The organism is Cypionkella psychrotolerans, from assembly GCF_001294535.1.
In the GTDB taxonomy this organism is placed as follows: Bacteria; Pseudomonadota; Alphaproteobacteria; order Rhodobacterales; family Rhodobacteraceae; genus Cypionkella; species Cypionkella psychrotolerans.
In genome coordinates, this window is the sequence record NZ_LGIC01000091.1 from 45,065 (window position 1) to 66,368 (window position 21,304).

At 60.1% G+C, this 21,304-nt stretch carries 22 protein-coding genes; 18 read left to right on the forward strand and 4 right to left on the reverse strand.

Going from position 1 to position 21,304, the window contains the following annotated elements; all coding sequences use genetic code 11:
- Positions 1 to 13: 13 nt before the first annotated feature.
- Both iolE and iolB read left to right on the forward strand, forming a co-directional pair.
- Positions 14 to 910, forward strand: coding sequence for a myo-inosose-2 dehydratase (gene iolE, locus AKV04_RS24790; RefSeq protein WP_054009139.1), 897 nt, complete (start codon positions 14 to 16; stop codon positions 908 to 910).
- Between the two features lie 45 nt (positions 911 to 955).
- Positions 956 to 1,771 carry a 5-deoxy-glucuronate isomerase gene (iolB, locus tag AKV04_RS24795; protein ID WP_054009081.1) on the forward strand — a complete coding sequence of 272 codons (816 nt, stop codon included), beginning with the start codon at positions 956 to 958 and terminating at the stop codon, positions 1,769 to 1,771.
- A 3-nt stretch (positions 1,772 to 1,774) separates the two neighbouring features.
- On the opposite strand, the gene AKV04_RS24800 is transcribed toward iolB, so the two are convergent.
- Positions 1,775 to 2,134 (reverse strand): hypothetical protein, encoded by a 360-nt coding sequence (locus AKV04_RS24800; RefSeq protein ID WP_054009082.1) that lies wholly within the window; start codon positions 2,132 to 2,134, stop codon positions 1,775 to 1,777.
- A gap of 194 nt (positions 2,135 to 2,328) precedes the next feature.
- On the opposite strand from AKV04_RS24800, the gene AKV04_RS24805 reads away from it, so the two are divergent.
- The 8 genes from AKV04_RS24805 (at position 2,329) to AKV04_RS24840 (ending at position 10,243) form a co-directional block, all read left to right on the forward strand.
- Complete coding sequence (locus tag AKV04_RS24805) at positions 2,329 to 3,357, forward strand: sensor histidine kinase (protein WP_054009083.1); 1,029 nt, start codon at positions 2,329 to 2,331, stop codon at positions 3,355 to 3,357.
- A 219-nt stretch (positions 3,358 to 3,576) separates the two neighbouring features.
- Positions 3,577 to 4,632: a PstS family phosphate ABC transporter substrate-binding protein gene (locus AKV04_RS24810; protein ID WP_054009084.1), complete on the forward strand. Its 1,056-nt coding sequence runs from the start codon at positions 3,577 to 3,579 to the stop codon at positions 4,630 to 4,632.
- Positions 4,633 to 4,708: 76 nt separating this feature from the next.
- Entirely contained in the window at positions 4,709 to 6,157 is a 1,449-nt protein-coding gene (gene pstC / locus AKV04_RS24815) for a phosphate ABC transporter permease subunit PstC (protein ID WP_054009085.1), read from the forward strand.
- Positions 6,154 to 7,506, forward strand: coding sequence for a phosphate ABC transporter permease PstA (pstA, locus tag AKV04_RS24820; protein WP_054009086.1), 1,353 nt, complete (start codon positions 6,154 to 6,156; stop codon positions 7,504 to 7,506). Before pstC ends, pstA begins: the two co-directional genes overlap by 4 nt.
- Before the next feature lie 11 nt (positions 7,507 to 7,517).
- Entirely contained in the window at positions 7,518 to 8,312 is a 795-nt protein-coding gene (pstB, locus tag AKV04_RS24825) for a phosphate ABC transporter ATP-binding protein PstB (protein ID WP_054009087.1), read from the forward strand.
- An 11-nt stretch (positions 8,313 to 8,323) separates the two neighbouring features.
- Positions 8,324 to 9,028 (forward strand): phosphate signaling complex protein PhoU, encoded by a 705-nt coding sequence (gene phoU, locus AKV04_RS24830; protein WP_054009088.1) that lies wholly within the window; start codon positions 8,324 to 8,326, stop codon positions 9,026 to 9,028.
- On the forward strand, positions 9,028 to 9,714 hold the full coding sequence (gene phoB / locus AKV04_RS24835) for a phosphate regulon transcriptional regulator PhoB (protein ID WP_202905689.1): 687 nt from the start codon (positions 9,028 to 9,030) through the stop codon (positions 9,712 to 9,714). Before phoU ends, phoB begins: the two co-directional genes overlap by 1 nt.
- A gap of 124 nt (positions 9,715 to 9,838) precedes the next feature.
- On the forward strand, positions 9,839 to 10,243 hold the full coding sequence (locus AKV04_RS24840) for a VOC family protein (RefSeq protein WP_054009090.1): 405 nt from the start codon (positions 9,839 to 9,841) through the stop codon (positions 10,241 to 10,243).
- Positions 10,244 to 10,445: 202 nt separating this feature from the next.
- Here AKV04_RS24840 and AKV04_RS24845 read toward each other — a convergent pair whose 3' ends face one another.
- From AKV04_RS24845 to mazG, 3 genes are all read right to left on the reverse strand, one after another.
- Positions 10,446 to 11,393, reverse strand: a complete 948-nt coding sequence (locus AKV04_RS24845; RefSeq protein WP_054009091.1) for a nucleoside hydrolase — start codon at positions 11,391 to 11,393, stop codon at positions 10,446 to 10,448.
- 118 nt (positions 11,394 to 11,511) lie between these two features.
- Complete coding sequence (locus tag AKV04_RS24850) at positions 11,512 to 12,519, reverse strand: Fe(3+) ABC transporter substrate-binding protein (RefSeq protein WP_082351851.1); 1,008 nt, start codon at positions 12,517 to 12,519, stop codon at positions 11,512 to 11,514.
- Between the two features lie 100 nt (positions 12,520 to 12,619).
- Positions 12,620 to 13,480 carry a nucleoside triphosphate pyrophosphohydrolase gene (mazG, locus tag AKV04_RS24855; RefSeq protein WP_082351852.1) on the reverse strand — a complete coding sequence of 287 codons (861 nt, stop codon included), beginning with the start codon at positions 13,478 to 13,480 and terminating at the stop codon, positions 12,620 to 12,622.
- Positions 13,481 to 13,535: 55 nt separating this feature from the next.
- Here mazG and AKV04_RS24860 point away from each other — a divergent pair, with 55 nt between their 5' ends.
- From AKV04_RS24860 to prmC, 8 genes are all read left to right on the forward strand, one after another.
- A complete protein-coding gene (locus tag AKV04_RS24860) occupies positions 13,536 to 14,699 on the forward strand; it encodes a M20 aminoacylase family protein (protein ID WP_054009092.1) in 1,164 nt (387 codons plus the stop codon).
- A gap of 101 nt (positions 14,700 to 14,800) precedes the next feature.
- Complete coding sequence (locus AKV04_RS24865; protein ID WP_054009093.1) at positions 14,801 to 15,217, forward strand: DUF6636 domain-containing protein; 417 nt, start codon at positions 14,801 to 14,803, stop codon at positions 15,215 to 15,217.
- Positions 15,218 to 15,293: 76 nt separating this feature from the next.
- Positions 15,294 to 16,691: an aminotransferase gene (locus AKV04_RS24870; protein ID WP_054009094.1), complete on the forward strand. Its 1,398-nt coding sequence runs from the start codon at positions 15,294 to 15,296 to the stop codon at positions 16,689 to 16,691.
- Between the two features lie 260 nt (positions 16,692 to 16,951).
- Entirely contained in the window at positions 16,952 to 17,917 is a 966-nt protein-coding gene (gene speB / locus AKV04_RS24875; protein WP_054009095.1) for an agmatinase, read from the forward strand.
- Positions 17,914 to 18,369 carry a DUF1499 domain-containing protein gene (locus AKV04_RS24880; RefSeq protein WP_054009096.1) on the forward strand — a complete coding sequence of 152 codons (456 nt, stop codon included), beginning with the start codon at positions 17,914 to 17,916 and terminating at the stop codon, positions 18,367 to 18,369. The genes speB and AKV04_RS24880 overlap by 4 nt, the downstream gene beginning before the upstream one ends.
- Positions 18,370 to 18,564: 195 nt before the next feature.
- Positions 18,565 to 19,158 carry a CHAP domain-containing protein gene (locus tag AKV04_RS24885; protein ID WP_054009097.1) on the forward strand — a complete coding sequence of 198 codons (594 nt, stop codon included), beginning with the start codon at positions 18,565 to 18,567 and terminating at the stop codon, positions 19,156 to 19,158.
- Between the two features lie 70 nt (positions 19,159 to 19,228).
- On the forward strand, positions 19,229 to 20,284 hold the full coding sequence (gene prfA / locus AKV04_RS24890; protein ID WP_054009098.1) for a peptide chain release factor 1: 1,056 nt from the start codon (positions 19,229 to 19,231) through the stop codon (positions 20,282 to 20,284).
- On the forward strand, positions 20,281 to 21,138 hold the full coding sequence (gene prmC, locus AKV04_RS24895) for a peptide chain release factor N(5)-glutamine methyltransferase (protein WP_054009099.1): 858 nt from the start codon (positions 20,281 to 20,283) through the stop codon (positions 21,136 to 21,138). The genes prfA and prmC overlap by 4 nt, the downstream gene beginning before the upstream one ends.
- Positions 21,139 to 21,304: the final 166 nt, after the last annotated feature.

The following is a 21,304-nucleotide window of genomic DNA, read 5'->3' on the forward strand; positions in this document are numbered from 1 at the left end:
ATTTGAGGACATGATGATCTACTACGGCACCAACCCAATCGCTTGGACCAATGACGACGATCGCAGCCTTGGCGCGCATATCTCGTTGGAACAATGCTTGGACGAAACCGCCGCAATCGGCTTTGATGGCATCGAAAAGGGCCATAAAATGCCGCTGACGGTGGAAGGTCTGAACGCCTTGTTCCAACCGCGTGGGCTGAAATACATCTCGGGCTGGCATTCGACCAATCTGCTGGTGAACTCGGTCGAAGACGAAAAGGCCGCGATGCAACCCTATCTCGACCTGCTGAAGGGCATGGGCTGCAAGGTGATCATCGTCTGCGAAACCTCGAACGCCATCCACGGCGACGATGGCAAAGCCGTCAACGACCGCCCGCATCTGCCCGACGCCGAGTGGAAGAAATTCGGCCAAGGCATTGAAGCTTTGGCGGAATTTTCAAAAGCACAGGGCGTCAAACTGGTCTACCATCACCACATGGGCACCATTGTTGAGGCCGAGTGGGAGATTGACCGCCTAATGGCCGAGACCGGTCCGCACACCCATTTGCTGCTCGACACAGGCCATTGCTATTACGGCGGCGGCGATCCGGTGCGGGTGGCGAAAAAGCACATGGCCCGTGTCGGCCATATCCATGCCAAGAATGTCCGCCCCGACATTATGAAACAGGTACGCGAGCAAGGGCTGTCGTTCTTGGAAGGCGTGCGGCGTGGCAGCTTTACCGTTCCGGGCGATGCCGAAGGGGCGGTCGATTTCTACTCTGTTCTCGAAGTGGCGGCGCAGCACAACTATTCGGGCTGGCTGGTGATTGAGGCCGAGCAAGACCCATCTGTGCGGATTCCGATGGATTATCAAAGCCTTGGTTTGCGCAGTCTGAAGGGCTTTGCCAAGCGGGCTGGCCTCGACAAATAAAGGCTGGGGGGCACGCCCCCCAGACCCCGTATCTGGGAGACGAACATGGCCGATCTATTGCGTAAACCCAAGGGCACATCAGGCAAGGTGCATGACATCACGCCCGAAAGCGCGGGTTGGGGCTATGTCGGCTTTGGTCTCTATCGTCTGCAACCCGGTGAAACCGCTGCCGAAGTCACTGGCGACCGCGAAGTCATCCTCGTGCTGGTCGAAGGCAAAGCCCAAATCCATGCCGCAGGCCAAGATTGGGGCGTGCTCGGCGACCGTTTGGATGTGTTTGAGAAAACCCCACCGCATTGCCTGTATATCCCCAACGATTCCGATTGGTCTGCCACAGCCACCACCGCCTGCACCTTGGCGGTCTGCACCGCCCCCGGCAAATCCGGCCACAAAGCCGCACAAATAGGCCCCGCTGGCATCACCCTGACCCAGCGTGGCACCGGCGCGAACACCCGTTTCATCAACAACATCGCGATGGAAGGCTTGGATGTGGCCGACAGCCTGCTGGTCACCGAAGTCTTCACGCCCTCCGGCAACTGGTCGTCCTATCCCAGCCACCGTCATGACGAAGACGATTTCCCCCGCATGACCTATCTGGAGGAAAGCTATTACATGCGTCTCAATCCGGCCCAGGGCTTCGGCATCCAACGCGTCTATACCGAGGATGGCAGCCTTGATGAGACGATGGCGGTCAAAAACCATGACGTCACGCTGGTGCCCAAGGGCCATCACCCCTGCGGCGCGCCTTATGGCTATGAGATGTATTACCTGAACGTCATGGCGGGCCCCCGCCGCAACTGGCGGTTTCAGAACGACCCGGATCATGACTGGATTTACCAGCGCGACAACGCGCCAGTTTAAACCCTATTCAAACGGCGCGTCCGAGGTCAAAAGCTGCACCTGCATCTCACCCTTATAGCCCCGCAGTTCGGCCTCGATCAGATGCGGTTTTGGCAGGCGGGGCGTCAGTACCAGACAACGCCCAGCATAGCCCAATTCGTTCAGCCGGGTCAGCACCACGATCGCGTCCAAACTGGCGCTGAACAGGGGGAAAACCACCAGATCGGGGGCGATACGGGACAGTTCTTCCGGGCAAAGCCGCGCGAAGGGCAGCGAGAAGATCATCGCATCCTGTGACGCCGGGGCAGCCTCGCCTCCGGCAAGATACAGGATTCGGCGGCTCGGCGGATTTTGGTCTTGCGACAACCCCGACTGCGGTGGCATGGTAGCCTCCCACTCACTCTACTGCGCGCTTTGGGGCTTAGAGGCGTCGATATCCTGCGCCTCCACAGCCAAAGCGCGAATTTCCGTTACGACACTCGCCTTATGTTAGCGCACACGCAGCGGCGTGAGCAAGCCCGAACTGGCATGATCAGTTGGGGCAGGGTAGAGATTGGCAAAGGCAAAAGGGGTGGGCAATGGATCATGAGGCCACAAAAGCACTACTGGGCGGACTGCCGCTGCCGGTGATTCTGATCGCGGTGGATGAGCGGATCGTGCAGGCAAACGGGCCTGCCGTTGCGCTGTTTGGTGCGGCGATTGTGGATCGTCACCACGCGCTCAGCTTTCGGCAACCGGAATTTCTGCGCGCAATAGCGGCGGCGATGCTGCGCGGCGAGAAGGGCCGCATCCGCCTCACCCTCGCGGGGGCCGCGCAGGACACCATCTATGAAATCTCGGTCAGCCCAGTGCCGCAGGGCGTGCTCTGCGCCTTCGAGGATCGCTCGGCATGGGAGCAGATGGACCAGATGCGTCGCGATTTTGTCGCCAATGTCAGTCATGAACTCCGCACGCCACTGACCGCTTTGCTGGGCTTCATCGAAACCCTGCGCGGCCCCGCCCGCAATGATGCCCCGGCGCGCGAGCGGTTCCTGGCCATCATGGCCTCTGAGGCCGAGCGGATGAACCGCCTGGTGCGCGATCTGCTGCATCTCAGCCGGGTTGAGTCCGAAGAACGTGTGCTGCCGGGAGATGATGTTGATATCGCAGGACTTTTGCGCACCTCGGTGGCCAGCCTGCGCCCGCTTGCCGAAACCGCCCGCGTCACGATCCGGGTCGAGGGCGCCGATCAACCGCTGATCATCCGCGCTGATGCCGATCAGATGACGCAAGTACTGACCAACCTTGTCGAGAACGCGGTGAAATACGGCAGCCCCGCGGGGGCCGAGGTGCGGGTGGCGTTGGCGCGGGAACAAGGCCCGCGCGGTGCGCAGTTGCGGATTTCGGTCAGCGATCAAGGCGAGGGCATCGACCCGTTCCACATCCCCCGCCTGACGGAACGGTTCTACCGCGTCGATGGCCACCGCTCGCGCGAAAAGGGTGGCACCGGCTTGGGCCTCGCCATCGTCAAACACATCGTCAACCGCCACCGGGGCAGGCTGGTGATTGAAAGCAGCAAAGGCAAAGGCAGCCGATTCTCGGTGCTGTTGCCGTACGAGGCACGCTGACAAAAACCCCTACCTACAGCCATTCATCTTGGCCTAAATATCCCCGCCGGAGGCTCCCCCACCTCCACCCGCGCCCTATTTCAGCTCATTTCCCCCTGCCAGCCGTTCCCGTCATATAACTGTTACAAAACTGTCGCAAAACATATGAACAACCCGCCTAGACGGGGCGGCGAAGGGCAAGCCATCCGGGCAGCCCTCGGGAATTAACTGGAGAGCAACATGTCTCTGATCAAACTGATCCCTTCCGCCGTGGCGATCCTTGCCGCCACGACCGTCATCGCCTCGGCGCGTGACCAGCTGCAAATCGCGGGTTCTTCCACCGTGCTGCCCTACGCCACCATCGTGGCCGAAGCGTTCGGCGAAAACGGCGATTTCAAAACCCCGGTTGTTGAAGGCGGCGGTTCGGGCGCGGGTCGTAAGAAGCTCTGCGAAGGCGTCGGAGAGTCGACCATCGACATCGCGAACTCCTCCTCGCGCATCAGCCAGTCTGACATCGACCTGTGCAAAACCAATGGCGTCACCGACATCATGGAAGTCCGCATCGGCTATGATGGCATCGTGTTTGCCTCCGACATCAACGGCCCGGATTTCGTGCTGACTCCGGTGGACGTGTTCAACGCCATCGGCGCGCAAATCGCCAAAGACGGCGCTCTGGTTGCCAACACCGCCAAGACCTGGGCTGACGCCAACGCCGCACTTCCGGCACAAGACATCCTCGCCTTCATCCCCGGCACCAAGCACGGCACGCGTGAAGTGTTCGACACCAAGGTTCTGCTGGAAGGCTGCAAAACCAACGGCGCTTACGATCTGTTCCTCGCTGCTTCGAAAGAGGCCGATGACGCTGCCAAGAAGAAAGATGCTGAAAAGCAGTGCTTCACCACCCGTTCGGATGGCACTTCGGTCGACATCGACGGCGACTACACCGAAACCCTGTCGCGCATCGACGCCAACAAGAACGCCGTCGGCGTGTTCGGTCTGTCGTTCTACGAGAACAACACCGACAAGCTGAAAGTCGCCACCGTCAACGGCATCCTGCCGTCGGTTGAGACGATCTCGAAGGGCGAATACCCGGTGTCGCGTCCGCTCTACTTCTACGTCAAGAAAGCCCATATCGGCGTGATCCCCGGCCTGAAAGAATACATCCAGTTCTTCGTGTCCGATGACATGGCTGGCCCGGATGGCAAACTGGCCGAATACGGTCTGGTCCCCGACCCGGAACTGGCAGCAACCCAAGCGGCTGTTGAGGCCGAAACCGTGATGGGCCCGCTGCAGTAAGACTTAAATAAGCGGCGCGAGGCATCTCGCGCCGCTTATCCATCCCGCGCCTGTCCCTCTCATTGGTAGGATCCCCATGAGCATCGGCCTCCTCTCCCTGATTATTCTCGGCCTCGCCATTGCTGGCTATGTGATTGGCCGCCGTAAGGCCGTCGCTCAAGTCGAAGGCGACATTCGCAAATTGCATTCTCTGCCGCCGTTTTATGGCCGCATCACCGCTTTGCTCACCGCCGTGCCCGCGTTCTTTCTGATCGCCGCATGGCTTTTGGCGCAACCGTTGTTTCTGGAAAACAAAGCCCTCAGCCTGATCAACCCAGCCGAGCTTCCCGCAGGCAAATCGGCCGAGCTGGTGATGGCCGATGTCCGCCGTGTCGCCGCTGGTCTCAACATGCTGGAAGCGCGTGGCGATGATGTGGGTCCTCTGCTGGCCAGCCCCACCGCGCTGAAATCCGCGCTGAATGGGGCGGGCGTTGTGTTGGAAACCGAACCCACGCCTTCAACCCTCGCCGCAACTGCCGCGTTGCGCGATGCAGGTGCAACCTCGCGGCTTGCGATGACCGGGGCCGCACTTCTGCTCGCCCTCGCAGGTCTGGCTTTTGGCCTTAGCCGCATCAATCCCGAATACCGCGCCCGCAACGCCACCGAGCGTTTTGCGATGTGGCTTCTGATGGCCTCCAGCCTTGTCGCCGTGCTGACCACAGTCGGCATCGTGGCCTCGCTGCTGTTCGAATCGATCCACTTCTTCCGGCTCTATCCCGCGTCCGAATTCTTCTTCTCCACCGTCTGGAAGCCGCAATTCGGCGGTGGCTCCAGCCTTGGCATCCTACCGCTGCTCTGGGGCACGCTCTACGTCTCGGTGATCGCCCTGATCGTGGCGGTGCCAATCGGCCTGATGTCGGCGATTTACTTGGCCGAATACGCTTCCCGCTCCACCCGCGCTTGGGTGAAACCCGCCATCGAAATCCTCGCAGGCATCCCAACCATCGTTTACGGCCTGTTCGCTTTGGTCACCGTTGGCCCCTTGCTGCGCGATTACTTCGCCTCGCCCTTGGGTCTTGGCAACTCATCCTCCTCGGTGATGACGGCAGGTCTCGTGATGGGCATCATGGTGATCCCCTTCGTGTCCTCGCTGTCTGACGACATCATCAACGCCGTACCGCAGAGCCTGCGCGATGGCTCGCTCGGTCTTGGCGCCACGCCTTCGGAAACCATCAAACAAGTGGTGATCCCCGCAGCGCTTCCCGGCATCGTCGGGGCCGTGCTGCTGGCAGCCTCCCGCGCGATTGGCGAGACGATGATCGTGGTGATGGGGGCAGGGGCCGCAGCCAAGCTCTCGCTTGACCCGTTTGAGGCGATGACCACCGTGACGGTGAAAATCGTCAGCCAGTTGACTGGCGACACCGAATTTGCCAGCCCAGAAACCTTGGTCGCCTTCGCTTTGGGTCTGACATTGTTCTGCCTGACCTTGGCCTTGAACATCGTCGCCTTGGTGATTGTGCGTAAATACCGGGAGCAATACGAATGACCGCCCGCCCGCTGAACCCACGCGCCGCCATCGACACCCGCGCGTCTTTGCTGGTGCAAGATCCCCGCACCAAGGCCCGCAACGCCACCGAAAAACGCTTTCGTGCCTATGGCCTGTCCGCCATCGTCGTGGCGCTGCTGGCCCTCGTCTGGTTGCTGATCTCGATCTTTGGCAACGGTCTGCCTGCGTTCAAGCAGACCTTCATCACTTTGCCCGTCACCCTTGACGCAGCCCTGCTCGACAAAGGCGGCAAACGCGATCCTGCCGATCTGGCAAAGGCCACCACTGTCACCTATGGCAAACTGCTGGCTTCGTCTCTGGAAGCCGACGTCGCGGCCAAAGGCCTGAACTTGGGCGATATGAAGCCCAAAGACCTCACCAAGATGATCTCCGAAGAATCCCCGGCCACCCTGCGCAACCGCGTCCTGGCCGACCCCTCGCTGATCGGCACCACGATTGAGGTCAACGTCCTCGCCTCGGGCCGCATCGACGGCTACTACAAAGGCCGGGTGACGATGGAATCCGCCGCCTTGGACAAAAACACCTCGCCCGCCCAGCTCGCTTTGGCAGATCAGTTGAAAACCGCAGGCGTGATGAAAACCCAAATCAACCCCGGCTTCCTCACGATGCCCGATGCGTCGGACAAACGCCCGGAAGCTGCTGGCCTTGGCGTCGCCATCGTCGGCTCGCTCTACATGATGTTCGTGGTGCTGGTTCTGGCTTTGCCGATTGGCGTGGCAACCTCGGTCTATCTCGAAGAATTTGCCCCGAAAAACAAATTCACCGACCTGATTGAGGTCAACATCGCCAACCTCGCCGCCGTGCCGTCGATCGTCTACGGCATCCTCGGCCTGTCGATCTTCATCAACTTCGCCGGATTGCCGCAATCCGCGCCTATCGTCGGCGGCCTTGTGCTGACCCTGATGACCCTGCCGCGTATCATCATTCCGACCCGCGCCGCCCTGAAAGCTGTGCCGCCTTCGATCCGCGACGCAGCCCTTGGTATCGGCGCAAGCCGTTTGCAAACCATCACCCACCATGTGCTGCCGCTCGCGATGCCCGGCATCCTCACCGGCACCATCATCGGCCTTGCGCAAGCCTTGGGCGAAACCGCACCGCTTCTGCTGATCGGCATGGTCGCCTTCGTGCGCGATTTCCCCGGTGGCCCGCCCGAGGGCCTGTTTGACCCGGCCTCGGCGCTTCCGGTGCAAATCTACAACTGGACCCAACGCGGCGACCCCGGCTTTGTCGAGCGCGCCTCTGGGGCCATCATCGTGCTGCTGGTCTTCCTGATCGCAATGAACGCCGTGGCGATCTATTTCCGCCGCAAATTTGAACGCCGCTGGTAAGGGGACATCACATGAAAGACCAAAGATTGGAGACCCGCGTGGACACCCAGACCATCAAGATTGAGGCCCGCAAGGCGCAGGTTTATTACGGCACCAACCATGCCATCAAAGACGTCGATGTCGATATCATGGACAAAACCGTCACCGCCTTCATCGGTCCGTCGGGCTGCGGTAAATCGACTTTCCTGCGCTGCCTGAACCGGATGAACGACACCATCCCGTCCTGCCGCGTGGAAGGTTCCATCACGCTGGAAGGCGAAAGCATTTACGATCCCCGCGTCGATCCGGTGCAACTGCGCGCCCGCATCGGCATGGTGTTCCAAAAGCCAAACCCGTTCCCGAAGTCGATTTATGACAACGTGGCCTATGGCCCGAAAATCCACGGCTTGACCCGCAACAAGGCCGAACTCGACGCCATCGTGGAATCCTGCCTGCGCAAAGCCGCCTTGTGGAATGAGGTCAAAGACCGTCTGCAAGCCCCCGGCACCGGCCTGTCTGGCGGTCAGCAACAGCGCCTCTGCATTGCTCGCGCCATCGCGACCTCACCCGAGGTTTTGTTGATGGACGAACCCTGCTCGGCGCTCGACCCCATCGCCACCGCACAAGTCGAAGAACTGATCGACGAACTTCGCAGCCAATTCTCGGTCGTGATCGTCACCCACTCGATGCAGCAAGCAGCTCGGGTGTCGCAACGCACCGCCTTCTTCCATCTCGGCAATCTGGTGGAATTTGGCGAAACCGGGCAGATTTTTACCAATCCGAAAGATCCGCGCACGGAATCCTATATCTCTGGCCGGATCGGTTAAGGAACACAAATATGTTGAATGATCCCCATATCGCCCGCGTTTTCGACCGTGATCTTGAAGCGGTTCAGGCCATGATCATGAAAATGGGCGGGCTTGTTGAAGCCGCCCTGTCTGATGCCGCCAAAGCGCTGGATACCCAAGATGAAAGCCTCGCCGATCAGGTGCGCAACAACGACGCCGCGATTGATCAGCTGGAAGAAATGATCAACACCGAATGCGCCCGGCTGATCGCTTTGCGCGCGCCCATCGCCACCGATCTGCGCACCGTGCTGACCGTGATGAAAATCGCCTCCAGTCTGGAACGCTGCGGCGACTACGCCAAAAACCTCGCCAAACGTGCGCTGGTGCTGAATGCAATGTCACCGATCCCCGGTGCCGCAGGTTCGATCCGCCGTATGGCGCGTCAGGTCGGTCTGCTGCTGAAAGACGCTTTGGACGCCTTCGTGTCGCGCGATGCGGGCCTCGCCGCCGAAGTGCGTCTGCGCGATGAAGAAGTCGATCAGATGTATAACGCTTTGTTCCGCGAATTCCTGACCCATATGATGGAAGACACCCGCAACATTTCGGCCTGTATGCACCTGCATTTTATCGCCAAAAACATCGAGCGCGTCGGCGACCATGCCACCACGATTGCCGAACAGGTGATCTATCTCACCACCGGATCACTGCCGGATGAGGCCCGCCCGAAAGCCGAACTCGCTGGGGGGGAGGCTTGATGGCACCGCGTCCATCGGTGCTGCTGGTCGAGGATGAACCGGCACAGCGCGCGGTGCTGTCCTATAACCTTGAGGCCGAAGGCTTCGAGGTCCGCACAGCTGACAATGGCGAAGACGCGCTCTCCCTGATCTCGGAAGAAGCCCCCGATCTGATCCTGCTTGACTGGATGATGCCGCATGTTTCCGGCATCGAAGTCTGCCGCCGCCTGAAAGCCCGCCCTGAAACCCGGGGCATCCCGATCATCATGCTGTCGGCACGCTCGGAAGAAGTCGATAAGGTGCGCGGGTTAGAGACCGGGGCCGATGATTACGTCATCAAACCCTATTCCGTGGTCGAGTTGATGGCCCGCCTGCGCGCGCAACTGCGCCGCGTGCGGCCTGCGACGGCGGGGCTTTTGCTGGAATGGGGCGATATTCGCCTCGATACCGAAACCCACCGCGTCTACCGCGCCGACAAAGTGCTGAAACTCGGCCCCACCGAGTTCCGCCTGCTGGCGACCTTTATGGAAAAGCCGGGCCGGGTGTTTTCCCGCGAAAGCCTCTTGGACCGCGTCTGGGGCCGCGATATCTACGTCGACACCCGCACCGTCGATGTCCACATTGGTCGGCTGCGTAAATCGCTCTGCACCTTCGGCGGCGACGACCCTTTGCGCACCGTGCGCGGGGCGGGGTATGCTTTAGGATAACACACAACATAGGCGGCGCCTGACCGCAGCTTGGGTGCCGCCTCGCCTTGATGGAGGGCTTGGTTATCTTGCCTAAAACATCGACAAGGGATTGATCCCCAACCCTACCTGCAATCGAGAATCAATGCTCGACCACATCTTCCTGACAGTCAGCGACCTCGCCCGTTCCATCGCATTCTACGAGGCGGTTTTGCCGAAAGTCGGCATCACAATCCGGCACGACTACGACGCGCCCTTAAACCTCCCAGATCACCCCGATCTGAAGGGCTTTGGCGCAGAGGGCCGCATCTTCTTCTGGCTGCGTCAGGGTGAACCCAGCCCAACGGCACTGCATGTCGGCTTCATTGCTCATTCACAAGCCGAGGTCCACGCCGCCCATCAAGCAGCCCTCAAAGTAGGTGCGACTGAAATCCACCCACCCGGCCCACAACTGCATTACGACCCGCGCTATTACGCTGCGCAGGTCCGCGATCCCGATGGCTATAGCTTGGAGTTCGTCTACAAAAGCTGGCAGCATGCCATTGTCTAAAACCACATAAAACACCGCGCGTCATCGGTCTAAACGTGCTGTTCTGAGCAGTTTCACATTGGCACAAATACTCCGGGGGGCCGGGGGCTGGCCCCGGTCCTCTCATCGAAGTCCACGAAACCTTAACAGATCCTTACCGCCGCCCCATAACCTATTGATTCCCCGTGTACCCAAAACGGTCCCAACTCGGGACCGCCCCAAATCATAACCGCGCTAACCTCTCGGTCAGCAAATCAAAGAACCCCTGCGCATCCACATCGCCCACAAATAGCGCGTTCTTAGGCCGATCCGTCACCCCCCACCAATCCGCCACCGTCATCCCCAAAGTCAGCTCTGACTGGGTCTCAATCTCGACATTGATCACCCGCCCTGAAAACAACTCCGGCTTGATCAAATAGGCCACCACAGTCGGATCGTGCAGCGGCCCGCCATCCGAGCCATATTTCTCCATATCGAACCGCTCAAAGAAATCCGCCCAATCCGCCGAAACCCGACCGACCTCGGTTCCCATAGCCCGAAACGCCTGAACCCGCGCCTTGGTGGTCAGCACCTTGTGGGTCACATCCAGCGGCATCACCACCAAAGGCACACCGGACCGGAACACCAATTCTGCTGCCTCTGGGTCAACATAGATATTAAACTCGGCGGCAGGAGTGATATTGCCAACCTCAAAATAAGCCCCGCCCATCAGCACGATTTCCTGCACCCGCCCCACCACATCCGGTGCCTGCAAAAACGCCTGCGCGATGTTGGTCAGTGGCCCCAGCGGACACAGAGTAACCGTCCCCGCAGGCTCGCGCCGCAGTGTCTCAATAATGAACTCCACGCCATGCTGATCCTGCAGCGGCATCACAGGGTCGGGCAAACTCGGGCCATCCAGCCCGGTTTTACCATGCACATGCTCGGCAGTGACCAGTTTGCGCTTCATGGGACGGTCACAGCCCGCGAACACTTTCACATCCGAGCGCCCGGCCAATTCGCAAATCATCCGACTGTTCTTCTGGGTCAACGCCAGTGGCACGTTGCCTGCGACGGCCACGATGCCCAGCACCTCGATATCTTCCGGGCTGCCGAATGCAAGCATAAGCGCAAAAGCGTCGTCTTGGCCGGGGTCGGTGTCGATGATGATTTTACGCGGGGATTGTGGCATGGTCTGCTCCTCATTTTTCGGCCAGAAAACGCCATTCCCCCGATCTTGTCCACATGGTCAAAAAAGAAAAAGGCGCAAAAGCGCCCCTTTCAACGTCTATTTCGATCATGGGTTCCGATCAGTTGTCGAAATCAACTTCCTCGATCAGTTTCAACGCCGCCGGCCGCTGCGCAGCCACATCTGCCAAGGGCAAGCTGTCGGGCGTAAACTCACCCCAGCTTTTCACCAAGGCCGAGCGTTCCACCCCCGGCTCGACCGGAAATTCGTAGTTGGTTTCGGCGTAGATCTTCTGCGCCTCATCCGACGACAGCCATTCCATCAGCTTCAGCGCCGCATCATGGTTCGGTGCCGCTTTGGTCATCGCCACGCCCGAGATGTTCATATGCGTGCCGCCGCCTTCAAACACCGGGAACACGATACGCACCGAGTCCGCCCATTCTTTCTGCTCGGGGTCAGCCAGCATTTGACCCAGATAATAGGTGTTGCCGATAGCAATGTCGCACTCGTTCGCCCAGATCGCCTTGACCTGATCGCGGTCCGCGCCATTGGGTTTGCGGGCGAGGTTGGCCTTCAGACCTTCTAGCCAAGTCTTGGTAAAGGCCGCATCGTGATGCGCCAGCATCGCCCCGGTCAGCGCCACGTTATAATCACTGGTCCCCGAGCGCATACAAATGCGACCCTTCCATTTCGGATTGGCAAGGTCTTCATAGGTGGTGACTTCGCCATCCTTCACCCGGTCTTTTGCCGCGTAAACCACGCGCGAACGGGCGGTCAGGCCGAACCATTGCTTACCCGGATCGCGGTATTCTGCCGGAATATTCTTCTCCAGCACGGCGGAGTCGACGGGCTGGGTGACGCCTGCATTTACCACTTCCGTCAGGCGGGCAATGTCCACCGTCAGGATCAGATCTGCAGGCGAGCGGTCGCCTTCGGCCACCAGACGTTCGGCCATGCCCTTGTCGACAAAGGCAATATTCACCGTGATGCCGGTTTCCTTGCTGAAGGCATCAATCAGCGGCTGGATCAGTTCGGGCTGGCGGTGCGAGTAGATATTCACCTCCTCGGCCAAGGCGGGCAAAGCGGTGCTGGCGAGCGCAAGCGCGAACAAGGAAAAACGCAGCTTCATGGTTGAGTCCTTTTGTCAGGTATCTGGCTGCGCTTAAAGCGGAACCACCGGGAGGCGTCAATACCTGAGTAAATAACTTTTCCGCCGCGCACGCCGCCGCTTATCCAGCCTTGGCGGCCTTTTCTTCGGCCTTGGCGCGGTTCCACAGCGCATCCATTTCCGCCAGATCGCTGTCTGCCGGAGCCTTGCCCGCCTCTGCCAGCCAGTCCTCAATCCGGCCAAAGCGGCGGCTGAATTTGGCATTGGCGGCGCGCAGAGCGGCTTCGGGATCTACATCCAGATGCCGCGCCAAGTTTGCCATCACGAACAGTAAATCGCCAAATTCTTCAGTGACTTCGGCGTGGCTCAGCTGATCGCGCGCCTCAACCAATTCGGCAGATTCCTCGGCGATCTTGGCCACCACCTCATCGGTCGAGGGCCAGTCAAACCCCACCCGAGCCGCCCGTTTTTGCAGCTTGACCGCCCGCGTCAGCCCCGGCAATCCCAGTGCCACACCATCCAGCACGCGGGCGTTCTGCGCGCCGCGCTCGGCGGCCTTGATCCTCTCCCAATCCACCGTCTGCTGCGCGGGCGTTTTGTCGCGGCTCTCGTCGCCAAACACATGCGGATGTCGCGCGACCATCTTGTCGGAAATCGCTTGCACCACGTCTTGAAAGCCAAACAGGCCTTGATCGCTGGCCATCTGGGCATGAAACACCACCTGCAACAGCAGATCGCCCAATTCCCCCGGCAACTCATCCCAAGCTTGCCGCGCAATCGCATCGGCAACCTCATGCGCTTCCTCAATCGTGTAGGGCACAATCGAGGCAAAATCCTGCGCGATATCCCATGGGCAGCCCGCAACCGGATCGCGCAGCCGCCGCATGATTTCCAGCAAACGCGCGATGCCGCCGTCCGGGTCACGCACAAGTTGATCACGGACAAGTTGATCAGACGCGTCGTCAGAATGGGGCAGGGGCATTGCCGATCCCTTCCAGATAAGATTTGATCAAAGGCCAGCAAATCAGGAGATCCCCATGCCCGTCCTCAACCGTATCGCCGCTTATGCCGAGGAAATGAAGGGCTGGCGCAGGCATTTGCATGCGAATCCTGAACTGTCTTTCGACTGCTTCACCACTGCCGCCTATATCGTCGAGCGCCTGAAAGAGATCGGCGTCGATGAAATTCACCCCGGTATCGCCAAAACCGGCATCGTTGCCATCATCAACGGGCAGGGTGATGGCCCGACCATCGGTCTGCGCGCTGATATGGATGCGCTGCCGATCCAGGAAATCACCGGGGCCGAATACGCCTCCACCATCCCCGGCAAAATGCACGCCTGCGGCCATGATGGCCATGTGACCATGCTGCTGGGGGCCGCGAAATATCTGGCTGAGACCCGGCGTTTTAAAGGCCGCGTCGCGCTGATGTTCCAACCCGCCGAGGAAGACGGCGCGGGGGGCCGAGAGATGGTGAATGAAGGCGTGATGGACCGTTTCGCCGTCGATCAGGTCTACGGCATCCACAACGCGCCCAACGTGCCGTTCGGGCATTTCCTGACGACGCCGGGCGCGCTTATGGCGAGCGTCGATACGGCTTATGTCTATCTGACGGGTAAGGGCGGCCATGGCGCGACCCCGCATGATTGCGTCGATCCGATTGTGGCCTTGGTGGGGATGATCTCGGCCATCCAGACCATCATTCCACGCAACATCTATGCCTTGGACGAGGCGGTGTTGTCGGTGACGATGGTGAATTCGGGCACCGCCTCCAACATCATCCCGGAAGAAGCGATGTTCGCCGCCACCATCCGCTGCTTTAAGCCCGAAGTCCGCGCATTGCTGAAAAAGCGCTTCTATGAGATCGTCGAAGGCCATGCGAGCGCCTACGGTGTGCAGGCGCGGATTGACTACGACTGGGGCTATCCGGCGACGATCAACCATGCCGATCAAGCCGCCTTTGCAACCGAAGTCGCCGCTGAAATCGTTGGCGAAACCTCGGTCGATGGCAATTCGGTGCGCGAGATGGGCTCGGAAGATTTCTCTTACATGCTGGAAGCCCGCAAAGGCGCCTATCTGTTCATGGGCACTGGCCCCGGCGCGGGACTGCACCACGCCGCCTATGATTTCAACGACGAGGCCGCACCGATTGGCGCATCCTTCTTCGCAAGGCTGGTCGAACGCGCGCAGCCCTTGGCGTAAGGGCGCAGCGTCCCGCCGGATTTGACGATTTCGGCAAAGAAAATTAGCGCGGCAGCCTGATGTCGCGCTAAACTGCTCCTATCGTTTGAAAAGGAGTCATTATGATCCGCCTCGCCTCTGCCCTTGGCCTGCTGGCAGCCCCCATTCTGGCAACATCCGCCTTTGCCGATGATTACCTCGCCTTCCACTCACCTTCCGGCAACATCCAATGCGGCATGTCCACCGGCGACTACGCGCAAGTGCGTTGCGATATGTCGGCGCTGACGCCAACTTACCGCCAAGCCCCCGCCAACTGCGAATTCGACTGGGGCAGCAGCTTTGCGGTCGACGCGGGCGGCTCGGGCTATCTCGCCTGCGTTTCCGATTCCGTCGCCGATCCGGGCGGGATTGAGCTCAGTTACGGCAAGTCGATCTCGCTGGGGCCGTTCACCTGCACCTCCGAGAAATCGGGCATGGAATGTAGCAACCTCGGCGGGCATGGCTTTAAGATCTCAAAAGCCAAGCAAAAGCTGTTCTGAAATTTGATCAAAAATCCTCTGGTGTTTTTATGCGCTTTGGCTATCTTGGCCAAATCATATTGACTGGAGATTCAAAATGAACGCCCCCGCAAGTCTGCCCAACACATCCGCCTTCGAGATGGACCGCGCCCATGTGCTGCACCCTTGGGCGAACTTTGGGCCGTTTGAAAAGGCCGGTTCCTTGGTGATCGCGCGCGGGCAGGGGGCGCGGCTGTGGGATGAACAGGGCCGCGAGTATTTCGACGCCGTCGGTGGTATGTGGTGCACCAATATCGGCCTTGGCCGCCGTGAGATGGCCGATGCGATTGCCGAACAAGCCGAACGCCTCGCCTTCGCCAACCATTTTGTCGATATGACCAACGATCCGGCGGCGCGTCTGGCCGCGAAACTGGCGGAACTCGCGCCGGGCGATCTGAACCGCGTGCATTTCACCACCGGCGGCTCCACCGCCGTCGATACTGCCGTGCGCGTGGTCAGCTATTACCACCATTCCCGCGGCAACCCCGATAAAACCGACATTGTGGCGCGGGAAAACTCTTACCACGGCTCAACTTACCTCACCCAATCGGTCGGCAAGCGCAACGGCGACCGTATTGAGGAATTCCGCTACAAGACCGAGGGCATCCACCACCTCTCCTGCCCCAACCCCTACCGCCGCCCGGATTGGCAGACCGAAGCGCAATTCTGCGATGATCTGATCGCCGAGTTTGAAGCGCTGATCGCAAAAGTCGGTGCCGACCGCATCGGCGGCTTTATCGCGGAACCGATCCAAGCTTCGGGCGGCATCATTATCCCGCCGCAAGGCTACCTGCGCCGCATGTGGGAGATCTGCAAACGCCACGACATCCTGTTCATCGCCGATGAAGTGGTCACCGCCTTTGGCCGCATCGGCCATTGGTTCGCCTCGGACGATGCCTTCGGGGTGCAGCCCGACATGATCACCTGCGCCAAGGGCCTGACCTCGGGTTATCTGCCCTTGGGCGCGCTGATCCTGTCGGAACGGATTTGGGCGGCGATGGCGGAGGGTGGGCACCGCTGGTTTACAACGGGCCTAACCTATTCCGGCCATCCGGTGTCCTGCGCTTGCGCGCTAAAGAACATCGACATCCTTGATCGCGAAGGGCTGCTCGCCAATGCCACGAAGGTCGGCGCCTATTTCAACACCCGGCTGAAAGACCTCGAATCCTTACCCCTCGTCGGCAATGTGCGCGGGCAGGGCTTGATGCTCTGCGTTGAAAACGTCGCCAACAAGACCACCAAAGAACTGCTCCCCGATGAGGTCAATGAAAGCAAACGCATCTCAGACGTGGCGGAATCTTTGGGCCTGCTGGTACGTCCCATTGGCCATCTGAACGTGATGTCACCGCCCTTGATCATCACCGAGGCGGAAGTCGATTTCGTGGTCGATACTTTGGAGGTCGCGATCCGCCGCGTCAGCGATGATCTGGTGCGCGAGGGGCACCGGCTGGGGTAAAACGCATGGCGGGGTGAACCCCGCCCGACCCATGGCTGGCCAATCTCGAAGCGCTCCGCGCGGGAGTATTTGAGAAAGAGCAATTTCATCTTGGCCTAAACACTCCCGCCGGAGGCTCCGCCCGAACACCAAATTGCACCCGCAGCAGGCTTGACATCCCCGCAAGCCTGCCGTCCTTTGAACCACCCGGATCCGCGCGTCTCCGGCTGGGGCTGCGGCCCGAGGATAAAGACGCAAGCGCCGTTATCTCCGAGAGAATCATGGCCCTAGAAGACGCTAAAACCGAAATCGACACCGCTTTCACCCGCACCACCCAGCGCGGTTATGCCTTTGAGAACGCATTCTCGGGAGCGACCTCATTCCTGCGCCGCAGCTACACCAAAGACCTGACCGGGGTAGATCTGGCCATCACCGGCGTCGCCTTTGACCAAGCCGTCACCCACCGCACCGGCACGCGCTTTGGCCCGCGCACGATCCGTGAGGCTTCCAGCTTGCAGCCCTATGATCCGCCCTACGGCTGGCCGACCAACCCGCTTGATGAGATGAACATCATCGACTACGGCGATTGCGCGTTTGACTATGCCAAGACCTCAGATTTCCCCGATACCCTCACCGCGCATATTCGCAAAATCTTGGCGGCGGGCGCAGGCACCATCACCTTAGGCGGCGATCACTACATCACGCTGCCGATTCTGCGCGCCTATGCCGAGAAATTCGGCCCCCTCAGCGTGATCCATTTCGACGCCCATTCCGATCTGTGGCCCGATGACGACATGACCCGCATCGACCATGGCACCATGATGTATAAGGCGGTCAAGCAGGGCTATGTTGACCCGACACGATCAGTGCAGATCGGCATCCGCACCACGACCGAGGATTATCTCGGCTTTAACGTCATCGACGCCCGCTGGGTGCATGAAAACGGCACGGCGGCGGTGGTCGCCAAGATCAAAGACATCGTCGATGATCACCAGACCTATCTCACTTTCGACATCGACGCGCTCGACCCCTCGGTCGCCCCCGGTACGGGCACGCCGGTCTGGGGTGGCTTACATTCTTGGCAAGCCGCAGCCATCTTGCGCGATCTGGCTGGCATCAACATGATCGGCGGCGATATTGTTGAAGTCTCGCCGCCCTATGACACCACCGGCGCTACTGCCATCGCGGGCGCGCATGTCGGCTACGAATTGATCTGTCTCTATCATTGGGCGAAAACACAAAGATGACCAAAATCATGACCCTCGCCGTTTTGATCCTGATCGTTGCGGCGGGGGCCATGGCGTTTGTTCGCCTTGCCCCGACCAATCCATCCTTGTGGCATGTGGCCCTCAATCCGCGCCCTCTGGATATCGCCACCCCGAGCCCGGATAGGGTCACCGCCTTGCCGAATGGGGCCTATGTCGATCTGACAGCCGCAGCCGATCAGACGCAGGCGCTGCTGGCCAAACTGGATGGCATCGCGTTGGCCAGCCCGCGCACCCTGCGCATCGCGGGCAGTGCGGAAACCGGGCGGATCACCTGGCAAACCCGCTCAGCGTTCTGGGGGTTTCCTGACTATACCACCGCCGAATCTACCCCCGAGGGCGTGACGATTTATGCCCGCCAGCGCTTTGGCAAAGGCGATTGGGGCGTCAATGCGGCCCGTTTGACGGCATGGATCAGCGCACTTAACGCCTGAAACTGCGTTTGGTTCCGCTGAATCGTCCATAATTCGCCGATTGCGCGAAAACCTGCGGCGGATTCTCGCCCACAGATATTTCAGTTTGTTGAACTTTGTCACGGATCAGTGAATGTCTGCCGCAGCGCAGAAACAACTTGGATTAACCAAGGCCCTCTGCGCCAAACAGAACACAAAAAGACTTGGGACACTCACATGGCTGTAACCTTCCGTAATTTGCCACGCTTGGCCGCTTTGTGCGGCGTTCTGGCCCTCAGTGCCGCCTGCGTGCCGAGCAATTCGGAAGTGACGATGCTCTCCGCTCACCCTGATCTGATCCAGCCCGGGCTGAACCCGAACTTCGTCTCGAAAGCCATTGGCAATGCCAAAGCGAAACGCGCCAAGGGTCAGAAGGTCTGGTGCGTGCCGTTTGCGCGTGATGCCAGCGGGGTTGAGATCATGGGCAATGCGGGCACTTGGTGGGACAAGGCCAAGGGTAAATTCGTCCGTGGCCACGAGCCTGTTGTGGGTGCGGTGATGGCGTTTTCGTCGACCCGCAAACTGCCGAAGGGCCATGTCGCTGTGGTGTCGCAAGTGGTGTCGGATCGGGAGATTTTGATTGACCATGCCAACTGGAAGCCCAGCCAGATTTCGCTGGGTATGACCGTGGTGGATGTCTCGACCAAGAACGATTGGTCAGTGGTGAAAGTCGCAAGCGCGGGCGACACTTTGGGTCGACCCTATCAGATTGACGGCTTTATCTGGAACCCACCGGCACCGCGGGCTACGTTGCTTGCAACCACGCCCTAGTGGTTGCACCAAAGATGCAGGTGTCGCTCTTGGACTTGACCAAAGCCGCCGAACTCTGCAAACCCCCCGCATGGTTCCGTTAGAAAAACTCGCCCAGATCACCCAGCGTTTCGAGTTTCTCGAAGCCAAGCTGAACGCAGGCGCCTCGCCCGCCGACATTGCGACGTTGTCGCGCGAATATTCCGATCTGAAGCCCGTCGCGGATGAAATCGTCGCCTACCGCCGCGCCTTGGATGATCTGGCTGAAGCCGAGATCATGCTCGCCGATCCCGAAATGAAGGCTTTGGCGGAAGATGAGATGCCGCTGCTGAAAGCCCGCATCCCCGAGATGGAATCCCGGCTGCAAATCGCGTTGCTGCCGAAAGACGCCGCCGATGCCCGCCCGGCGATTCTCGAAATCCGCCCCGGTACGGGTGGCGACGAGGCCGCCTTGTTCGCCGCCGATTTGCTTCGGATGTATCAGCGCTATGCCGAGAAAATGGGCTGGACGTTTGAGGTTCTTGAACAGCAAGACAGCGAACTTGGTGGCATCAAGGATGTGCAAGTCCACATTGCGGGCGAGGGCGTATTTGCCAAACTGAAGTTCGAATCCGGCGTGCATCGCGTGCAACGTGTGCCGGAAACCGAAGCGCAGGGCCGCGTCCACACCTCTGCCGCCACCGTCGCCGTGCTGCCCGAGGCCGAGGAGGTTGATCTGGTGATCCCGGCCTCTGACATCCGCATCGACACCATGCGCGCCTCTGGGGCAGGTGGTCAGCACGTCAACACCACCGATAGCGCCGTGAGGATCACCCATATTCCCACCGGCATGATTGTCGTCTCGGCGCAGAAATCGCAGCACCGCAACAAAGAAATCGCCATGCAGGTTTTGCGCGCCCGGCTGTTCGATCTGGAACGCGCCCGCGTCGATAACGCACGCGCCGCTGAACGGAAATCTCAGGTCGGCTCGGGGGATCGCTCCGAGCGCATCCGCACCTATAACTTCCCGCAAGGCCGGATGACCGATCACCGCATCAACCTGACGCTCTATTCTTTGGGCCAAATCATGCAGGGCGATCTGGGCGAAGTGGTCGATGCTCTGGTCGCCCACGACCAAGCCAGCAAACTGGCCGAGATGGAAGGATGACGGCGCAAGACGCCCTGCGCGCCGCCATTCCGCAGCTAACTGCCGCAGGCATCGACAACGCCCCGCGCGACGCCAGCTTGCTGCTGGCCCATGCGATGGGCATCGCAGCTGATCGCTTGACCCTGCATCTGCCCGACGCACTCTCCGATCAGGCCAAGGCGGCTTACGCCGCCGCAATCACCGCCCGCGCCAACCGCCAACCCGTATCGCAAATCACCGGACAGCGCCAATTCTGGGGCCGCAGCTTCAAAGTCACGCAAGACACCCTCGATCCGCGCCCCGAAACCGAAATTCTGGTGGCCGAAGCCCTAACCCGCCCGTTCCTGAAACTGCTCGACCTCGGCACCGGCACCGGCTGCATTCTGCTGTCTTGCCTTGCCGATATGCCGATGGCGAGTGGTATCGGCTCTGATCTTTCGGCCAAAGCCCTAGAGGTTGCGCAAGCAAACGCCTCCGCTCTCAACCTCTCCAATCGCGCCAAATTCATCCAATCCGACTGGTGCGCCAATATCCAAGGCCGCTTCGATCTGATCACCTCGAACCCGCCCTACATCGCCGCCGACGAGATGCCCAACCTCGGCCCTGATGTGCTGCAATGGGAACCCCACGCCGCCCTGACTCCCGGCGGTGATGGTTTGGATGCCTACCGCAAAATCGCCGCCCAAGCCCCCGCCCGCCTAATGGCCCAAGGCCGTCTGCTACTGGAAATCGGCCCCACCCAAAGCGCCGCCGTCACCGCTTTGCTGCAAGCCCAAGGCCTGATCAACATCCGCACCCTACAAGACCTCGACGGTCGCGACCGCGTGATCTGGGCCGAAAAACCGCAAGACTCTGCCAACTCCGACACTCTCTAACCAATCCGACAAGAATCTGCTTGTCAGAACCCCGCCCCTGTGATTATTCAATCCCACGCGACATTCGGTGCAATTCGGCACTGACCCGCGCAAACCCGGTCATTGCTGCCATGCCCCACGGGGCTGACGATCCCGAAAGGATCAGGCGCAACCTCCCGGACCATCT